Origin of the sequence: Cypionkella aquatica (genome assembly GCF_030161095.1) — a bacterium.
Classification (GTDB): Bacteria; Pseudomonadota; Alphaproteobacteria; order Rhodobacterales; family Rhodobacteraceae; genus Cypionkella; species Cypionkella aquatica.
Window position 1 is genome coordinate 1 of sequence record NZ_BSPP01000014.1, and the last position, 18,732, is coordinate 18,732.

Consider the following 18,732-nt stretch of genomic DNA (forward strand, 5'->3'; position numbering starts at 1 on the left):
CCCGACATTGGCATCTTTCGCGCTCATCAGATAGGCGGCCATCATCGGTGTGATCAGGCGTTTTTTTAATGATACGGCGACCACCGAGATCTACACCGTCAAGCCAAATTGTCGGAAATATTGCCCCGGAATCCCGCCCATGAACGACACCGGCATGAACACCGCGATGATGGTGGCGGTGGTCGCCATCACGGCCAGACCGATTTCATCCGCCGCTTCAATCGAGGCACGGTAGGGCGATTTGCCCATGCGAATATGTCGCGCAATATTTTCGATTTCCACAATCGCATCATCGACAAGGATGCCTGTCGCCAACGTCACCGCCAGAAACGACACAAGGTTCAGCGAGAACCCCAGCATATCCATCACCCAGAACGTCGGCACCGCCGAAAGCGGCAAGGCCACGGCCGTGATCAGGGTGGCACGCCAGTTGCGCAGGAAGGCCATCACCACCAGCACCGCCAGCAAAGCACCCTCGATCAGGGTGTGCAGCGCGGATTCGTAGTTGCCATAGGTGTAGAACACGGTCTCATCGACGATCTTGATGCCGACTTTGGGATAATCAGCGCGGATCTGGTCCAGCGTCTGGTTGACGGTCTCTGCCACCGAAACCTCAGACGCCCCTTTGGCGCGGAACACGGCGAATGTCACAACCTGCTCGCCGTTCAGCCGCGAAAAGCTGCGCAATTCCTTATAGCTGTCCTGCACATCGCCCAGATCGGTCAGCCGCACATGCCGCCCCGAAGGCAGCGCAATCGTGGTTTCTGCCAGCCCCTGCACGGTGCGGGCATCGCCCAGTGTGCGGATCGCCTGCTCGCCTGTGCCGATCTCGGACCGGCCCGAACCGAGATTGGTATTGGTTGCACGCAGCTGCGCATTCACCGCAGCGGCAGATATACCAAAGCTGTTCAGCTTGACCGGGTCCAGTGCCACCAGAATCTCACGATCCGCCCCGCCGTAACGGTCGATCTTGCCGACGCCGGGGCGACCCTGAAGGCCGCGCACCACCACATCATCAACGAACCACGACACCTCTTCGATGGTCATATCGGGGGCCGAGACCGCGAAGGTCATGATCGCATTGCCTTCAACGTCGATCTTGGTGATCTTCGGTGTTTCCACCGCAGCGGGCAGCTGACTGCGCACCCGGTCCACTGCGTCTTTCACATCCTGCAATGCCTTGTCGGTCGGCACTTCGATGCGAAACTCAACCGCCGTGGTCGATTGCCCATCCACCACGGTCGAGGTCACGTTCTTGACCCCGGTGATGCCCGCCACCGCATCTTCGACAATCTTAGTGACTTGGGTTTCCATCTCGGCAGGGGCGGTGCCAGCTTGCGTCACCGCAACCGCGATCACCGGCACGTCAATATTCGGAAACCTTGTGATCGGCAGCGCGTTAAACGATTGCCAGCCCAGCACCATCAGGATGAAAAACGCAAGGATCGGGCCCAGCGGATTGCGGATCGCCCAAGCAGAGATGTTCATGCCCAAAGCCCCTTAGTTGGTTTCAGCGGCAACTGCCGCAACCGGGTTGATGTGATCGCCTTCGCGCACAAAGGCGCCCGCTTTGGTCACGAGATCGTCGCCCAACTGCAAGCCGTCCAACACCTCGATCCAGCCGCCATCGCGCACGCCCGTCGTGATCAGCCGCTGCGACACCACACCTGCCTGCACCAACATCACCGAGCTTTCCGCGCCCGAAGATTTCACTGCTGTGATCGGCACAGCCGGGCTGTCGCCTTCATGCACCAGAATACTGGCCTCGACATACATGCCCGGACGCACTGCGCTTGCATCATCAATCGCAATCCGCACCCGTCCAAGCCGGGTCACGGCATCAATGCTGGGCTCCACCAATGAGATTTTGCCGCTCAGCGGTTTGCTCAGGCCAACAAGGTTTAGCGTTGCCGTCTGGCCAGCCATCAATCGGGTCAGATCGGCTTCGGCCACATCGGCGCGCAATTCCAACGCGCCATCGCGGATCAGGGTGAACATCGGCTGGCCCGCCGCCGAGGCAATCGCGCCAAGCTGGGCATTGCGCGCGGTGATTTCACCCGCGAACGGGGCTGTCACTTCGGTGCGCGACAATTGCAGATCGACATTGGCAAGCTGCGCTTCGACCAAGGCCTGTTGCGCCTTTGCGGCCTCTAGCGATTGCACCGCGACCAACACCCGCGCTTGCGCTGACACCGCACCCGCAAGGGCTGTGTCCGCCGCCGCTTGGCTAGCAGAGCCTTGCGCTTTCAGCTTGGTGGTGCGGTCTGACGTGCGCTTGGCTTCGTCTGCCGAGGATTGCGCTTCGATGTTTTGCGCTTCGGCCTGCGCAATCTGCGCTTTGGCGGCGGCAAGCGATGCCGCAAGCTGTGCCTTTTGCAAGGTCAGGGTCGAGGTTGACAGCCGTGCCAGCACTTGGCCCGCGGTCACCCGGTCGCCAATATCGGCAAGCAGGGCTTCAATCGGCTGGCCCTCGATCAGCGGGGCGACCTGAATGGTTTCTTGCGGGGCGACCAGACCCGAGGCCAGCACCACATCGCGCAAATGCCGGGTTTCCACTTTTGACACCGTGATGGCTGGCAGCACTTGGGTTGCGGCCGCGTCCTTGGCAGGTTCAGCGCCTTCGGCAAACGCCACGCCGACCGCCACGCTTTGCAGCGCCAGAAAAACCGCAATCACTTTAGACATAAACATAGATCAGCCTTTCGCGCCGCTGGCGGCAATTTCGTCCAAGGTTTGGTCAATAATACGCAAAATCATTGCGTTCAGATCATGGCGCAGCTGTTCATCCTTTTGCGGCATCATCGCCGAGGATTTCACCAGCATCACCATCAGGGCAGCATGGGCGGCAAAGCGCGTGCGGGCTTGCTCAAGACTGAATCCTGTGGCTGCCGCGAACGCCTGTATCAGATAGCCAGCAATGGTGGTTTCCATCAGCCCGCAGGCAAGGCCAATCTCGGGCTTGCGCAGGGCTGTCGCAGTAATCTCGGCCCAAAGCGCGCCGTCGTGGTTGCACTGGTGCTGCACCAGCCTGACGCGCACTTGCTGGCGCATCGCCTCAATCGGATCATCCGACGCAAAAACCGGCTCAAAATCACGAGCCATGTCCTCAATGTCCAGCGCGATCAGAGCTTGCACGATGGCAGCCTTTGACGGGAAATAGCGGTAGAAATTGCCAACGCTCATTCCCGCCGCACGCGCCAGATCCTGCATCGACGCGCCATCAAAGCCTTTTTCGGCAAAGGCTTGCCGCGCTGCCGCCAAAATCTCGCCGGTGCGGGCGTCAGCGGTTTCCGAGGCAGCGGCAGAAGACGATGACAGCACGGGTGCTAAACCTTTGGAATGAACGTTCATTCATTAGCATCGCTGCGCCTGCACGGTCAACATATTTCACATCGCAACCATTGCCGCCGCTTGGCGCTGCCTTGCCGCCCCGCAGCGGCTTAAGTTGCGCATGGGCTTGGGGCCGTGTATCACGCGGAAAACCACTGCGAGGGATATAGATGCGTCGGGTTGTTATCACGGGTCTGGGAATGGTCACGCCGCTGGCTTGCGGCGTCGAAGAAACGTGGAGCCGCCTGCTGGATGGCCAATCCGGGGCAGGGCCGATCACCCGCTTTGACGCTTCTGGCGTGATCACCCAATATGCCTGCGAAATCCCGTTTGGCGATGGCACCGACGGCACCTTCAACCCGGATGCGTGGATGGAGCCAAAAGACCGCCGCAAGGTCGATGATTTCATCCTCTATGGCATGACCGCCGCCGTGCAAGCGGTGCGCGATTCTGGCTGGGAACCCGTCACCGAAGAAGACCGCGAGCGCACAGGTGTGATGATCGGCTCTGGCATCGGAGGCCTTACCTCTATCGCCGAAACCGCCGTGCTGATCAAAGAAAAAGGCGCGCGCCGGGTGTCGCCGTTTTTTATTCCCGGATCATTGATCAACCTGATTTCTGGCCAAGTCTCGATTCGCTTTGGCTTCAAAGGGCCGAACCATGCGGTTGTTACCGCCTGTTCCACCGGCGCGCATGCCATCGGCGACGCGGCTCGGCTGATCCAATGGGGCGACGCCGATGTGATGCTGGCAGGCGGTGCCGAAGCGCCGATCAGTGAAATCGGCATCGCGGGCTTTAACGCCTGCAAGGCGCTGTCTACCAAACGCGCCGACGATCCCACCAAAGCCTCCCGCCCCTATGACGCCGACCGCGATGGCTTTGTGATGGGCGAAGGTGCTGGCGTGGTGGTGCTGGAGGAATACGAACACGCCAAGGCCCGCGGTGCGAAAATCTATGCCGAAGTCCTCGGCTATGGCCTCACCGGCGACGCCCACCACATCACCGCCCCGGCGGAAGATGGCGACGGCGGCTATCGCTCGATGAAAATGGCCCTGAAACGCGCCAATCTGGAACCCGCGTCCATCGACTATATCAACGCCCACGGCACCTCGACCATGGCCGACACCATCGAACTTGGTGCGGTGGAGCGCATGATGGGCGATGCCGCCGCCAATGCCACGATGTCGTCGACCAAATCCTCGATCGGCCATCTTTTGGGGGCAGCCGGCTCGGTAGAGGCGATTTTCTGTGTGCTGGCGATCCGCGACCAGATCGCACCGCCGACCATCAACCTTGATAACCCCGCCATCGCCCCGAAACTTGACCTTGCGCCAAACAAAGCGGTCAAACGCAAGATTGACATTGCGCTGTCGAACTCGTTCGGCTTTGGCGGCACCAACGCCAGCTTGGTGCTGGGCAAGGTCGCCAACTGATGTGGCGCTCTATCGCCTCCAACGCGCTGACCTTGTTCATCGTGGTGCTGATCCTCGCCTTTGGGCTGATCGCTTGGGGGCGGCAAGCCTTCACCGGGCCGGGGCCGCTCACGCAAGCGATCTGCTTCAAGGTCGATAAGGGCGCCAGCCTGTCGCAAGTCAGCCGGGGGCTGGAGGCAGAGGGTGCTGTCAGCGATGCCCGCATCTTCCGCATCGGTGCCGATTATTCCCAAGTCGGTAACAGCTTGAAATTCGGCTCTTATCTGATCCAACCGCAAAGCTCGATGGGCGATGTGCTGGCGGCGCTGACCGCGGGCGGCCAATCCACCTGTGGCCGCGAAGTGAACTTCCGCATCTCGGTTGCCACCGCCGAAGTGGTGCTGCGCGAGCTTGACCCGGCCACCAACCGCTATGTCGAGGTGGTGAAATTCGACCCCGCCAAAGACGCCGCCCCCACCGCCTATCTTGATGCTGCACAGGCGTCCGACATCCGCTGGCGCATCACTTTGGCCGAAGGTGTGACCTCGTGGCAAGTTGTCGATTCGCTGAAACGCGCTGATTTCCTGGCCGGTAACATCGACAAGCTGCCCGCCGAAGGCACGCTGTCGCCGGACAGTTATGAGGTCGAAAAGGGCTTTGACCGTCCGACCCTGATCGCCGATATGGAAGCCCGCCAAGCCAAAACCTTGGCCGAACTTTGGGCCACCCGCGCCGAGGGGCTGCCCTATGCGACCCCGAAAGAAGCCCTCGTGATGGCCTCGATTGTCGAGAAGGAAACCGGCATCCCGACCGAGCGTAAACAGGTCGCATCGGTGTTCATCAACCGTCTCGCCAAGGGCATGAAGCTGCAAACCGACCCGACGGTGATCTACGGCGTCACCAAAGGCGAGGGCGTCTTGGGCCGCGGCCTGCGTCAGTCTGAGCTAAAACGCGAAACCCCGTGGAACACCTATGTCATCAACGGCCTGCCGCCGACCCCCATCGCCAACCCCGGCCGCCTGAGTATTGAGGCGGCGCTCAACCCGGATACGACGCCGTTCCTGTATTTCGTCGCGGATGGGTCAGGGGGACATGCGTTTGCCGAGACTTTGGCACAGCACAATGAAAATGTGGTCAAATGGCGGGCGATTGAGGCGGCGAAGGGTGAAGAAGCGGCGGTTGGGGTGCAAGAATAACCACGCTTTTTTAGTTCCAAACCGAAAGAAAACGGGCGAGCCCCTGATCCACCCTTTGCCATCTTTCCCAGAACCGAAAGAAAACTCTGCGGGGCAGAGTTTTCCGGTTCATTGCGCATAAGGCGGCACGCCGTCGCGCAAGGGGCGCCGTGCCACAACCCAACGCATCAGAAATCGGGTCCCGCCTGACTGGGCTGGCGCAATTCGCGCCTGCCGGGGGCAGTCAGGCGCGCCCCGATTTGTTTGGAACATATCGGGCAACAACCCTGCGCCGTCGCGCTCAATTTCAAACCCGCTCAGCTCAACTGCGCCCCTCCAGCCCGGCCTGCGCGTCAGTATCAGCCCCCGGAACCCGCATCTCGAATGTGTCGCGGATGACTGCATAGTCGAAATAGCCCATGCGGGCGATGGGGGCGATCTGAGCTATGTCCAACCTGCCATCAGGACGGATTACCTGATCGTTAATATGGATCAGCTCTACCTGCGCGAACACAATATCCACCGTGCCTACAGCCGACGCTCCGCGCTGCGTGTGGGTGTTCAAATAGCGGCACTCAAATTTGCAGGGGCTTTCTGCCACCATCGGCACGCGGTAATTGTCGGCGTATTCGCGGGTCACTTGCAGATGATCAAATTCGCTTTCGTCTGGTGGCAGCGCCATCGCGCTTAGGTTCACTGCTTCGCGCAGCGCGTAGGTTGCCATGTTCCAGACAAACCAGCCGGTTTCTTCAGCGTTCAGCACCGTATCCTTGCGCCGCCCATCCGGGTAGCGGTTGGCGGCGAACATCACCATTGGCGGATCGAAGGTCAGGTTCTGCCACTGGCTGTATGGCGCGATATTTTCAACTCCAGTCGCACTGACGCTGGAAAGCCAGCCAATCGGGCGCGGAACGGTGCAGCTTTTGAACGGCGAGAACGGCAGCGGACAGGGTTCAAGATGCGGTGCGTATTTCATTGGTGGGGCCTTATCACGGGGGGGGGTATAAGATATACGGCCAATATATCGGTGGTGTGTCAAGCGGAATGTTTGTAAGATTGGCACCGAAAAGCCAGACAGGGCGGGATATGACCAAGACCGATCAAGCCATCGACCAGTTGCAGCGCATGATCGAACATGGCGATCTGAAACCCGGCTCGATGGTGTCGGAAAGCCAACTGGTCGAGATCATGGGGCTGGGCCGCACGCCGATCCGTGAAGCGATTCAACGGCTTGCCTCCAGCCGCATGATCCGGGTGCATCCCAGCAAGGGGCTCGAGATCCCCGCCATATCGGTGGAAGATCAACTCAGCGCGCTGGAACTGCGCCGCCCGATAGAGGTGCTGTCGGTGGAACTGGCGTCTGCCCGCGCCACTGTGTCTCAACGGGCTGCCATGCAAGATTTGGCGGGCGTGCTGGATGGCCCTTTTGCGCTGCGCGAATATACCGACACCGTGCGCAAAACCCACGCAATGATCATCGACGCATCGCAAAATCCGTATCTGAGTGCGGCGATGTTGCCGCTTCAGGCGCTGTCGCGGCGGTTCTGGATCACCTACATCCGCGATGAGGCGGACGAGATCAGGCGCGGTGGGGCGCTGCACCGCCAGATGTTGCTGGCCGTAGCTGCGGGCAATGCGGATGCCGCGCGCGCAGCGTCACTTGCGCTGAATGATTATCTTGTCGCTTACGCGCTTGCTGTGATTGCCCGTCGCACCGCCCCGCACTCTGGCGGGTGATGCGACCGCCACCTGTCGAATTGCGTGGCGCAGGCAGGGCCAAGCTTTAACACACCCTTGGATCCACCACACCCTCCCCTTGATATCACAAACATAAAAGAGGTCCCGACTTGGGACCGGCCCCGGAACCCCTCCTGGCCCCAGCGATTTCTTGACAGAAGGCCCCCCCAAGCCTAGCCTTCCTCTCATTGTATGCTCAAAGGCTTTGTCATGGTCGGATTTCCTGCAGCCCGTGTGACGGATATGCACACCTGCCCGATGTGTATGGGGGCGCTGTTGCCGATCATTCCGCCTGCGATGGTGACGGTTCTGGTGGGCTCTCTTCCTGCCGCGCGCATGACCGATCTGTGCGCCTGCATCGCCCCGATCCCGGTGCCTGTCGACGCGATCATCTTTGGCTCGCCCACGGTGTTGATCGGCGGTCTTCCCGCCGCCCGCCAGTTCGATCCGACGGTGAAGGGCGGGGCGATCATGTTGGGCTTGCCGACGGTTCTGATCGGCATCGTCGCCACCCCGGCGCCGGGGGAACCGGGGGCGCTGAATATCTGGGAGGAGGTGCTGCCTGATGGCACCACCGTCACCCATGTTGGCCCGAATATCACGATCGTCGGCACCAAAGCTTACCGCGACGCAGTGGTGCTGGATCTCAAGCGGCTGGACTCCACCCCGACCGGGCATGATCTGATCAGCAGCCTGAACGCGCCGGGCAAGGGGCCGGTGAAGATCGTGGCCTCGGCGGACGGGAACAGCGTCAACGGCACCGGGCCGGGCGCGAATTTGCGGCCTGACGGGACGGCGGGGCCGGGGTCTGGCAGCACGCTGAACTACAACCCGGATAAAACCCAGATCGGCGATGGATCTCAGCCCTATATGACCCGACCGCCGGCGGTGGGGCTTGGGCACGAATTGGTGCATTGCGAGCAGGCGCAGAACGGCACCTGGAGCGGCAACAAGACCGGCGGGGTCGAGAATGACGAGCTGGCTGCTGTGGGTCTGCCGCCCTATCAGAACAACCCGCATACCGAGAACAAAATCCGCTCGGAACTCGGCCAACCGCCGCGCACCGCTTACTAGATGCGCGGGCTGGCTTTGGCCTTTGGATTGATGACAATGAGTGCCGAGGCACAGGAGCAAACGATGGCTGAGCGAAGCGATGTCAGTGTCAGCGTGACGTGGGAGGCTGCACCTTCTGGGGTGGTCGGGCTTTACCGGGTGCAGAATGGCGGCAAGGCGGCGGTCTATGTGTTTGATCGGCTGTATCGGACTTCGGTGACCGGGTTTCGCACGGTTGACCCCGACTATGCCTGGCATTGGCTTGAGGCGGATGGGGTGTTTCGGGTGGCGAAATTTGTGCCGCAGGTGCCAGCTGGCATGAAGGTGGAAAGCCCCGAGGTCGCCTATGCGCGCCCGTTGGCGGCGGGGGGCGTGCTAGAGGGCAAGGTGCTGTTGCCGGGGCGGCTGGATCAGGATTTGCCTTATGGGGGCGCGCCACCCATGGCTGCGGTGGCCAATGTGCAATCCATTGTGTTTTCGCTGGGCTATGCCGCGCTGGACCCGGCGGTTGCCGCAAACCAGATCAAAGCCGGGGATGAGATCGTGTGGTCGCTGCCGTTCAGCTGGTTGATCGAACATCAGCGCATCATCAGCAGCGAAGTTTTCGCGCTACAATTGCCGATGCAGCCATAGGGGCGCGATCAGATTTGCGCATCTGACCTGCAGCGGCAGATGCTGTCCCCGCGGGGACAAAACCGTAAGGTAGAATCGGCTTTTGGGCGATGAGACCAGGCGCATTTGCCCCAACATTTGCGCGTGTTCTGCGTTGTCCCCGCGGGGACAGAGTGGTTTTGCCGCAGAAAACCCACAGCAATGCACCATATGTTGTGGTTTGACGCTGAAGGGCAGTTTTTCGCACCGCATGAATTCAGCCGTTTTGTCCCGGCTTTGGCGCGCGCTGCCGGAGGTGGAAGTGACCGCGACAGCGGCCGTGATTGCGCGCAAAAGTTAACGGATCGTAAACAGATAGGCCTGCAACTATCTGATATTAAACGGATTTATTGACTTTTCACGCAGTTTGATCTATTGATGTCTAATGCTGGATGAGGTGGGCGAACGGCCAAAGGTGTGTCCCTTTGCGTCGTTCTTTCATTTCACTTGTGCGGGGGCGGCATGAGAAGGCGGGCAAAACGAGCATGACAGTCAATTTCTCCATCGGAGAGTATCAGCCGCCAGATGATCTGCTGGCGGCAGCAGAGCAACATTATGAAACCGCGCTGAGCGATCTTTTGAACGCCGTCAATGCGGTGAAAGCGGGCCTGTTCGACAACACCAAAGCGCTGCCGCAAACGGTGCGCGATGTGCGGTTGGCGATGGATCTGATCCATACTGAAAGGGGACGTCTTGAAAAACTTCGCAAACAACTTGCCGGGTCTGTCGGAACCGGCATCCTCGACCTACACGCCGCACGCGATGAGATCGGGGGCAGATTGGCTCGCTTGCGCGACGCAAGCTGAAGTTGATGCGTTTCTGGATGACCTGAGCGAGAACGCGCTGTTGTCGCTGCCATGGTTGTTCGAGTTTTGGGCATTGCCGCATCAGTTGCCCCCCGCGGGGGCGTGGAAAACATGGGTGATCATGGGAGGGCGCGGCGCGGGGAAAACCCGTGCCGGCTCGGAATGGGTGCGGGCCGAGGTTGAGGGTGCGGGGCCGCTGGATCTTGGGCGCTCGCGCCGCGTGGCCTTGGTGGGCGAGACTGTGGATCAGGTGATCGCGGTGATGATCGAGGGTCAAAGCGGCATCCTTGCCTGCACACCGCCTGACCGGCGCCCGGACTGGCAGGCGACGAAAAAGCAGCTGGTCTGGCCAAATGGCGCGATTGCGCAGGTGTTTTCCGCGCATGATCCGAATTCCTTGCGCGGGCCGCAGTTTGATGCGGCTTGGGTGGACGAGCTGGCGAAATGGCCGAAAGCCGAAGCTGCTTGGGATCAGTTGCAGTTTGCGTTGCGGCTGGGCGAGAACCCGCGGCAGGTGGTGACGACGACGCCGCAGAATGTGGGCGTGTTGAAGGACATTCTGCGCAACCCCTCAACCGTGATGACGCATGCGCCGACCGAGGCGAACCGGGCTTATCGCCCGCCTGACCTGCCAAGCCGATGCCGCACACCGCTATGCCAAGCGTTTTGGCCGCGCGCATCCCGTCTGGGGCAACGGCAGCCTTATGGCGCGCGCACTTGCCGAGACTGGTCCGCGCTGCAGCAATCAAGGCTCCGCCGGTTTCCTGCAGGCCTTGGCGCTGGTCGCAAGCAGCCTTGCCGCACGCAAACAGGCTGCCTGCGCGAAATAGCAAAATCCCCCCTTGGCACTGTTGCAGACGCGCGCCATATGCTAATATCTCTGGCAGCAGGAGATTTAACATGGCCGAAACCAGCGCAAAAATCAGCTCTCTTGATCCTGTCTGGCGCCGTGTGCGCGAAGAGGCGTTCGATATGCTGCGGGCAGAACCGCTGCTGGGTGGCCTGATCCACTCTTCGCTGCTGCACCATTCCAGCCTCGAACGCGCTTTGGCCTATCGATTTTCGCTGAAACTTGCCAGCGGTGAGATGTCTGAACAGATCCTGCGCGAAATCGCGGATGAGGCTTATGCCTCGGACCCGGACCTTGGCCAAGCCGCCCGCGCCGATGTGACAGCGGTGTTTGATCGTGACCCGGCCTGCCTGCGCTTCATCCAGCCAATCCTGTTCTTCAAAGGCTATCAGGCCATCCAAGCCTATCGTATCGGCCATTGGCTTTGGCAAAATGGCCGCAAGGATATGTCGTATTTCGTACAAATGCGGGTGTCCGAGGTGTTTGGCGTCGATATTCACCCCAATGCCCGCATCGGTCGCGGCATCATGATCGACCACGCCCATTCCATCGTCATTGGTGAAACCGCTGTGGTCGGCGATAACGTGTCGATGCTGCATTCTGTCACGCTTGGCGGCACCGGCAAAGAAGATGGCGACCGCCACCCGAAGATCGGCGATGGCGTGATGATTGGGGCAGGGGCCAAGGTCCTTGGCAATATCCACGTCGGCCACTGCTCGCGCATCGCGGCAGGCTCGGTCGTGCTGCATGATGTGCCGCATAACACCACGGTCGCAGGCGTGCCCGCCCGCGTTGTGGGCGAGGCCGGCTGCGCGCAGCCCTCGGTTACGATGGATCAGTTGATCGCGGGCGAAATTTAACGCCTTAAAACCGCGTAAAACTTATCTAAAATTTATTTCATCTGTTTGGAAATATCCCACGGGGGTTCGGGGGTGTGAAACCCCCGCGCGGCATTCCCGCGCAAAACAACGCTTGATAGAAAAAGCCCGCCGAGATCACGCTCGGCGGGCTTTTCTGTGCCTCAGATCACGCCAGCATTGCCAGCGGATTCTCCAGATTGTCCTTGATCGCATTGACCAAAGTCGCCCCCAAAGCCCCGTCAATCACCCGGTGATCCACCGACAATGTCACCGACATCACCGTGCCAACCACCACAGCGCCATTCTTGACAATCGCCTTGGCAACCCCGGCCCCTACCGCCAAAATCGCGGCATGCGGCGGGTTGATGATCGCATCAAAGTTATCAATGCCGAACATGCCAAGGTTCGAGATCGCAAAACTGCCGCCCTGATATTCTGCCGGGGCCAATTTCCGATCCCGCGCGCGCTTGGCCAGATCCTTCATCTCGGCGGACAGTGCCGACAAGGATTTCGCCTCGGCATCGCGCAGCACTGGGGTGAACAAGCCGCCCTCAATCGCCACAGCCACGGCCACGTCAGACTTCTTGAACTGCAACACCCGGTCGCCAGCCCAAACCGCATTGGCCGCGGGCACCTGCTGCAACGCCAAAGCACAGGCCTTGATCACGAAATCATTGACCGACAGCTTGACACCCCGGCCTTCCAGCTTGGCGTTCAACTCGGCCCGGAACGCCATCAGCGCATCCAGCTCGATATCGCGGCGCAGGTAGAAATGCGGCACGGTCTGCTTGGCCTCAGTGAGACGCGCGGCAATGGTCTTGCGCATCCCGTCCAGCTTCACTTCGGTAAACGGGCGGTCTGCATAGGTTTTCAGCACCACTTCCGTCGACGGACCAGAGGCCATCGCCGGGGCAACAGCCGCCTTCGCCTCTGCCACAGGGGCCGCGACAGCCGCAACCGGCGCCGCAGCACCCGCCTTCGCCGCCTCAACATCGGCGCGCACGATCCGGCCGTGCGGGCCAGATCCCTGAACCGAGGCCAAATCCAAGCCTTTTTCCGCCGCAATACGCCGCGCCAAAGGTGACGCAAACACGCGCGCAGCCCCCGCCGCTTTCGGCGCAGCCACCGCTGCCGGAGCCGCCGCCGCAGCAGCCGGGGCCGCAGCCTTGGCCGGGGCAGGCGTCGCATCCGCAGACTCGCCATCCTCAAGCAACACCGCAATCGCCGTGTTCACCTTGACGCCCGCAGTGCCCTCCGCCACCAGAATCCGGCCAATCGTGCCTTCATCCACCGCCTCGAACTCCATCGTCGCCTTGTCGGTTTCAATCTCGGCCAGAATCTGACCCGATTTCACCACATCGCCTTCCTTCACCAACCATTTGGCAAGGGTGCCTTCCTCCATCGTCGGAGAAAGCGCGGGCATCAGAATTTCAATCGCCATCATCCCCTCCTTAACGGTAGCAAACAGATTTGACGGCAGCGACCACTTCCGCAGTCGTCACCAAAGCCAGCTTTTCAAGGTTGGCCGCATAAGGCATCGGCACATCCTTGCCCGTGCAGGTGATTACCGGCGCATCCAGATAATCAAACGCCCGCTGCATGATCGTGCTGGCCAGATGGTCGCCGATGGACCCAACCGGGAAGCCTTCTTCCACCGTCACACAGCGATTGGTTTTCTGCACCGAAGCCAGCACGGTATCGTAATCAATCGGGCGCAGGGTGCGCAGATCAATCACCTCGGCCGAGATGCCTTCTTTCGCAAGCAAATCAGCGGCTTCCAGCGCATACTTCATGCCAATGCTGAACGACACGATGGTCACATCCGTGCCCTCACGCCAGATGCGTGCCTTGCCGAATGGGATGGTGAAATCCGGCAGATCGGGCACTTCGAAAGACTGACCATACATGATCTCATTTTCAAGGAAGATCACCGGGTTACGATCCCGAATAGCCTGCTTCAACAAGCCCTTGGCATCCGCCGCCGAATAGGGCGACACCACTTTCAGGCCCGGAATTGCCGCATACCAAGCGGTGAAATCCTGACTGTGCTGCGCGCCAACCCGTGCCGCCGCACCATTGGCACCCCGGAACACGATCGGGCAACCCAACTGACCACCCGACATATAATTGGTCTTGGCGGCAGAATTGAGCAGATGATCAATGGCTTGCAGCGCAAAGTTAAACGTCATGAACTCCACAATCGGGTTCAAACCGCCCCAAGCCGCGCCCACTGCAATGCCGGTAAAGCCCATCTCGGTGATCGGCGTATCCACCACGCGCTTAGGCCCGAATTCGTCCAGCAAGCCTTGGGAAATCTTGTAAGCGCCCTGATACTCGCCAACTTCCTCGCCCATCAGCATCACAGCCGGATTGGCGCGCATTTCTTCTGCCATCGCCTCGCGCAAAGCCTCGCGCACGGTCATGGTCTTCATCGGGGTGCCTTCCGGCCAATCCGCGCTGGCTTTCGACACCACAGCCACCGGGGCCGCCGCTGCAGCAGCCGCAACAGGCGCCGCCGCAGCAGCAACAGGTGCCGCCGCCACGACCGGTGCCGCCGCAGGGGCAGGCGCCGCATCCGCCGACTCGCCCGCCTCAACCAACACCATGATTGCTGTGTTGACCTTCACGCCCGAAGTGCCTTCCGCGATCAGAATCCGGCCCACAATGCCCTCATCCACCGCCTCAAACTCCATCGTCGCCTTGTCGGTTTCAATCTCGGCAATGATCTGCCCGGATTTCACCACATCGCCTTCCTTGACCAACCACTTGGCCAAGGTGCCTTCCTCCATCGTCGGAGAAAGCGCCGGCATCAATACGTCTACTGCCATGGTTCTCTCCCCTCAGGCGTAAATATCGGTCCAAAGCTCGCTCAACGCGGGCTCCGGGCTGGCCTTGGCGAATTCAGCCGAGGCATTCACAACTTCCTTGATCGACTTATCAATCGCCTTCAGCTCTTCATCCGACGAAAGCCCAGCGTTCAACAGCAGATCGCGCACATGTTCGATGGCATCCTTCTCGGATTTCATCTTTTCAACCTCTTCGCGGGTGCGATATTTCGCCGGATCCGACATCGAATGGCCACGATAGCGATAGGTCATCATTTCAAGAATATACGGCCCCTTGCCAGCCCGGCAATGCGCCACGGCCTTCTCGCCCGCTTCCTTGACCGCCAGCACATCCATGCCGTCAACCTGCTCGCCGGGGATACCGTAAGCCAGACCACGGCCAAACAAAGTCTCGGATTTCGTAGACCGAGCCTGCGAAGTCCCCATTGCGTAGTGGTTGTTTTCAATCACAAAAATCACCGGCAGCGCCCAAAGCTCTGCCATGTTGTAGGTCTCATAAACCTGACCTTGGTTCGCCGCACCATCGCCGAAATAGGTAAAGGTCACATTGTCATTGCCCTTGTACTTATCGGCAAACGCAAGCCCCGCGCCCAGAGGCACCTGAGCGCCCACAATGCCATGCCCGCCGTAGAAATGCTTTTCGCGGCTGAACATATGCATACTGCCGCCCTTGCCGCGCGAATAGCCGCCCTCACGTCCGGTCAATTCGGCCATCACGCCATTGGCGTCCATCCCGCAAGCCAGCATATGGCCGTGATCGCGATACGAGGTGATCCGCTTGTCACCTTCCTTGGTGCAGGCCTCTAGCCCCACAACCACGGCTTCCTGGCCGATATACAAATGGCAAAAACCACCGATCAGACCCATGCCATAAAGCTGGCCGGCCTTTTCCTCGAATCGGCGGATCAGCAGCATCTCGCGGTAGAACTTCAGCAGTTCCTCCTTCGAGACGTTTGATTTCTCAGGGGCTTTCTTCGTTGCCAAAGCGGCGTCCTCCCGTAACGTTGCAAATATAGTTTAGTGTTAAACCATATATACCGCATCGGAGAAACAACGCAAAACGAAAAACGAATGCCGCAGAGAACCCCTGCAAACAATAGCGCACCGCCTCATACAGGCGCGCGCTCAGGTCATCCTCTCTGCTAAAATATCCCCGCCGGAGGCTTCACCAGCCCAACAGCCGTAGGGTGCGTGATATCCCGCACCATGTCTTACCGAATAACAACCTCATCGGCGCGCAAATAGCCCAAAACATCGCGCAACTGCTCGTCCAACAAGTCAACGTCCAGATAATCGTCCGACAGCCGCTTGGTCAGGTTGCGGGTGCGCGACAGCTCTGCCGCCAACTGATCCCGCTCGGCCCGCAAATCCGCCGCTTCCGCGTTGATCTGCACCCGGCGGAACACGCCGTAATCGCCTTGGATCGCCGCGAAGGCGAAATAACTGCCCAAGGTGAAGGTTGCCATCAAAAACAACATGCCGCCAAAGGCTGGCCGGGATTGGGTCTGGATCATCTGTCTCGCCTCAACGTTCGCCCCTCTGATCGGGGGCAATTCGTTTGGCCATCTTGCCACATAACCTGCAGCGATGAAATGAAAAAACGCAACGGCGCACAGCCTAAGGCGTTACCGCAACAGCGCTGCCCATCTGCACATCGGTCTCAAACTGCAGCGCAATCGTCTGGCATGATTTGAGCGGCCAATCCTGCGGACAGACCCGCGCCGTCAGCCGTCCCGTCACATGCCGCAGATAGCTGTTTTCGGGCAGTGGACCAATGCTTTCGACCACAATCTCGGCCCGTTGCCCCTTCGAGGTCAGCTTTGGCCCATCCACGTCAGACCCCTGCAACACCTCGACCAGCGGCATCTCTGCAGCACCAGTATGAAACGCCTTGCCGAAATCGCCCTGCGCCAACAGCCGGTTGCGGGTGTCATCGGGTTTGCCCGGCGCATAGCCCATCAAATGAAGCCGCACCGTGCCGCTGTTGTAATCGCGGTCCACCCAGGCCGAGGCATCAAACGCCCCGATTGAGAAATCGAAAAACTCCCAAGCGACCGATGTATCACCGAGTTGCCCCGCAGCACCGCCCAATTTCGGCGGATAGCCCGGTGGCAGGGCCTCGGTCTCTTGGGCGGCAGCGGCCCCCGCAACCCACAGCAGAACCGCAAGCGCAGGGGCCAAACGCATCAGGCTTTGCCCTTGTAGATATCGACCAGCTTCGACAGCATCGCCAAAGCATCCTCGCGCTTACGCTGGAAGCTGTTCCGCCCGATGATAGATCCATTGCCGCCGCCATCGCGGATCGCGCGGGCATCGTCATACACCGCATCCTCACCCTTGGCAGCGCCACCCGAGAACACCACAATCCGACGGCCCGCAAAGCTTGCATCCATGCAATGCTTCACCCGCGCGGCTTGGGTTGCCACGTCGATCTTCTGTGCTTCATAGACCTTCTTCGCCTCTGGCAGCATCAGATGATCGGTCGAAAGCTTGATCTTGATGATATGCGCGCCCAGCAGCGCCGCGATCTGCGCCGCATAAGCGGCCACATCAATCGCGGTTTCGCCGTCTTTGGTGATCGCCTCACCGCGCGGATACGACCAAATCACCGTCGCCACACCCTTGGCCGCAGCCTCTTTGCGCATGGCGACGATTTCTTCATACATATCCAGCTGCATGTCCGACCCCGGATAGATCGTAAAGCCAATCGCCGCACAGCCCAACCGCAACGCATCATCGACGCTTGCCGTCACCGCCTGATTCTTGCCCGCCGTATCGCTCATCAGGCTGTTGGCCGAGTTCACCTTCAAAATCGTCGGGATTTGCCCGGCAAAGGTGTCCGCGCCCGCTTCCAGCATCCCCAAGGGTGAGGCAAAAGCGTTCAAGCCCGCGTCAATCGCCAGCTGGTAGTGGTAATGCGGATCATAACCCGCCGGATTGACCGCGAAATTGCGCGCAGGCCCATGCTCAAAGCCCTGATCGACTGGCAGAATGATCATCTTGCCGGTGCCGCCCAGTTTACCCTCCATCAGCATCCGGCACAGATTGGCCTTCACGCCGGGGGTTTCGCCTTCGTAATTGGCAAGGATCTTCTGAACAGCTTTGGTCGCGCGCATCTTATACTCCATCCGGGAAAGGTTAGCTTCGTGGTAGAAAGGTTCGGGGCGTGGCGCAATATTGGTTGCGCTAACAGAGGCTTACCAGCGGCGTTTCAGGAAAACTCCCGCTGAAAAGGCCACCAGACGGCGGGGGGCAAGGCGCGGGAAAAACGCAAAGATCTTGTTGCTGATCCCCACCACTTTCACCCGCCGACCTTTGACCATCGCAGCCCAGCCCGCCTGTGCGACACTTGCGGCGGAGGGCATCGGCAACCGAGTGATCAGGGTTTTCTTCTCTGCCCCGTCGGACGCGAAAAACTGCGTCGCGGTCGGGCCGGGACACAGCGCTGTCACCGTCACAGCCGTGCCGCGCAATTCTTCAGACACCGCTTCTGATAGGCTAAGAAGATAGGCTTTGCTGGCGTGATACACCGCCATATGCGGCCCCGGCATGAACCCGGCAGTTGAGGCCACATTCAATATCCCGCCCGAGTTATGCGCCTTCATATGCGCCGCCGCCCGTTTCAAAAGGATCGTCGCGGCAATGATATTCACCGCGATACTATCGGCCTCGCGCGGCCAGCCCTCGGCCTCGGCCAGATCGCCATTGCGGCCCAGTCCGGCATTGTTCACCAAAATCCCGATCTGGCGGCCCGCGCTCGCCTGATCCCACAGCCGTTCCACCGCGACAGGATCGGTCAGATCGGCGGGGATGACCTCAACTGCAACATTATAGGCGCGGCGCAGGCTGGTGGCATGGGCTTCCAGTTTTTCGACCGAACGTGCGGTCAGAATGACATCAAAGCCATCCTTGGCCGCGAGCGTCGCAAACTCCCGCCCCAGGCCCTCCGAGGCCCCCGTCACCAAAGCCCAGATCGCCATAAACCACTCCCACAAACTTGGCCTGATCATGC

17 protein-coding genes and 1 pseudogene are annotated in these 18,732 nt (G+C 60.2%); 8 read left to right on the forward strand and 10 right to left on the reverse strand.

The window, feature by feature from the left end; translation table 11 throughout:
• Positions 1–1,500: 1,500 nt before the first annotated feature.
• Together QQJ98_RS17870 and QQJ98_RS17875 are read right to left on the reverse strand one after the other, a co-directional pair.
• Positions 1,501–2,691, reverse strand: coding sequence for an efflux RND transporter periplasmic adaptor subunit (locus tag QQJ98_RS17870; protein ID WP_284325538.1), 1,191 nt, complete (start codon positions 2,689–2,691; stop codon positions 1,501–1,503).
• A 3-nt stretch (positions 2,692–2,694) separates the two neighbouring features.
• On the reverse strand, positions 2,695–3,351 hold the full coding sequence (locus QQJ98_RS17875; protein WP_284325539.1) for a TetR/AcrR family transcriptional regulator: 657 nt from the start codon (positions 3,349–3,351) through the stop codon (positions 2,695–2,697).
• 149 nt (positions 3,352–3,500) lie between these two features.
• Here QQJ98_RS17875 and fabF point away from each other — a divergent pair, with 149 nt between their 5' ends.
• On the forward strand, positions 3,501–4,763 hold the full coding sequence (gene fabF, locus QQJ98_RS17880; RefSeq protein ID WP_284325540.1) for a beta-ketoacyl-ACP synthase II: 1,263 nt from the start codon (positions 3,501–3,503) through the stop codon (positions 4,761–4,763).
• Positions 4,763–5,938: an endolytic transglycosylase MltG gene (gene mltG, locus QQJ98_RS17885; RefSeq protein WP_284325541.1), complete on the forward strand. Its 1,176-nt coding sequence runs from the start codon at positions 4,763–4,765 to the stop codon at positions 5,936–5,938. Before fabF ends, mltG begins: the two co-directional genes overlap by 1 nt.
• A 301-nt stretch (positions 5,939–6,239) precedes the next feature.
• Here mltG and QQJ98_RS17890 read toward each other — a convergent pair whose 3' ends face one another.
• Complete coding sequence (locus tag QQJ98_RS17890; RefSeq protein WP_284325542.1) at positions 6,240–6,893, reverse strand: flavin reductase family protein; 654 nt, start codon at positions 6,891–6,893, stop codon at positions 6,240–6,242.
• Positions 6,894–7,003: 110 nt separating this feature from the next.
• Between QQJ98_RS17890 and QQJ98_RS17895 the strand changes: the two genes are divergently transcribed.
• The 6 genes and pseudogenes from QQJ98_RS17895 to cysE all read left to right on the forward strand — a co-directional run bounded on the left by QQJ98_RS17895 (position 7,004) and on the right by cysE (position 11,874).
• Positions 7,004–7,654: a GntR family transcriptional regulator gene (locus QQJ98_RS17895; protein WP_284325543.1), complete on the forward strand. Its 651-nt coding sequence runs from the start codon at positions 7,004–7,006 to the stop codon at positions 7,652–7,654.
• A gap of 210 nt (positions 7,655–7,864) precedes the next feature.
• On the forward strand, positions 7,865–8,728 hold the full coding sequence (locus QQJ98_RS19820; protein ID WP_348523133.1) for a M91 family zinc metallopeptidase: 864 nt from the start codon (positions 7,865–7,867) through the stop codon (positions 8,726–8,728).
• Positions 8,729–8,791: 63 nt separating this feature from the next.
• Complete coding sequence (locus QQJ98_RS17910) at positions 8,792–9,340, forward strand: hypothetical protein (RefSeq protein WP_284325544.1); 549 nt, start codon at positions 8,792–8,794, stop codon at positions 9,338–9,340.
• Positions 9,341–9,843: 503 nt separating this feature from the next.
• A complete protein-coding gene (locus QQJ98_RS17915) occupies positions 9,844–10,164 on the forward strand; it encodes a hypothetical protein (protein ID WP_284325545.1) in 321 nt (106 codons plus the stop codon).
• Positions 10,121–10,780, forward strand: a pseudogene (locus tag QQJ98_RS17920) (terminase large subunit domain-containing protein); the annotation flags it as partial. The gene QQJ98_RS17915 and the pseudogene QQJ98_RS17920, both read left to right, overlap by 44 nt.
• A 284-nt stretch (positions 10,781–11,064) precedes the next feature.
• Positions 11,065–11,874 carry a serine O-acetyltransferase gene (gene cysE / locus QQJ98_RS17925; RefSeq protein ID WP_284325546.1) on the forward strand — a complete coding sequence of 270 codons (810 nt, stop codon included), beginning with the start codon at positions 11,065–11,067 and terminating at the stop codon, positions 11,872–11,874.
• Between the two features lie 166 nt (positions 11,875–12,040).
• On the opposite strand, the gene QQJ98_RS17930 is transcribed toward cysE, so the two are convergent.
• The 7 genes from QQJ98_RS17930 to QQJ98_RS17960 form a co-directional block, all read right to left on the reverse strand.
• Positions 12,041–13,315, reverse strand: a complete 1,275-nt coding sequence (locus QQJ98_RS17930; RefSeq protein WP_284325547.1) for a 2-oxo acid dehydrogenase subunit E2 — start codon at positions 13,313–13,315, stop codon at positions 12,041–12,043.
• A 10-nt stretch (positions 13,316–13,325) separates the two neighbouring features.
• A complete protein-coding gene (locus tag QQJ98_RS17935; protein ID WP_284325548.1) occupies positions 13,326–14,702 on the reverse strand; it encodes a pyruvate dehydrogenase complex E1 component subunit beta in 1,377 nt (458 codons plus the stop codon).
• 12 nt (positions 14,703–14,714) lie between these two features.
• Entirely contained in the window at positions 14,715–15,704 is a 990-nt protein-coding gene (pdhA, locus tag QQJ98_RS17940; RefSeq protein WP_284325549.1) for a pyruvate dehydrogenase (acetyl-transferring) E1 component subunit alpha, read from the reverse strand.
• A 227-nt stretch (positions 15,705–15,931) separates the two neighbouring features.
• Positions 15,932–16,234, reverse strand: coding sequence for an FtsB family cell division protein (locus QQJ98_RS17945; RefSeq protein WP_284325550.1), 303 nt, complete (start codon positions 16,232–16,234; stop codon positions 15,932–15,934).
• 103 nt (positions 16,235–16,337) lie between these two features.
• Positions 16,338–16,907 carry a hypothetical protein gene (locus tag QQJ98_RS17950; protein WP_284325551.1) on the reverse strand — a complete coding sequence of 190 codons (570 nt, stop codon included), beginning with the start codon at positions 16,905–16,907 and terminating at the stop codon, positions 16,338–16,340.
• The gene (locus tag QQJ98_RS17955; RefSeq protein WP_284325552.1) at positions 16,907–17,836 is read right to left on the reverse strand and encodes a class I fructose-bisphosphate aldolase; all 930 of its coding nucleotides are present in this window, start codon (positions 17,834–17,836) and stop codon (positions 16,907–16,909) included. Before QQJ98_RS17955 ends, QQJ98_RS17950 begins: the two co-directional genes overlap by 1 nt.
• Before the next feature lie 81 nt (positions 17,837–17,917).
• On the reverse strand, positions 17,918–18,700 hold the full coding sequence (locus QQJ98_RS17960; protein ID WP_284325553.1) for an SDR family NAD(P)-dependent oxidoreductase: 783 nt from the start codon (positions 18,698–18,700) through the stop codon (positions 17,918–17,920).
• Positions 18,701–18,732: the final 32 nt, after the last annotated feature.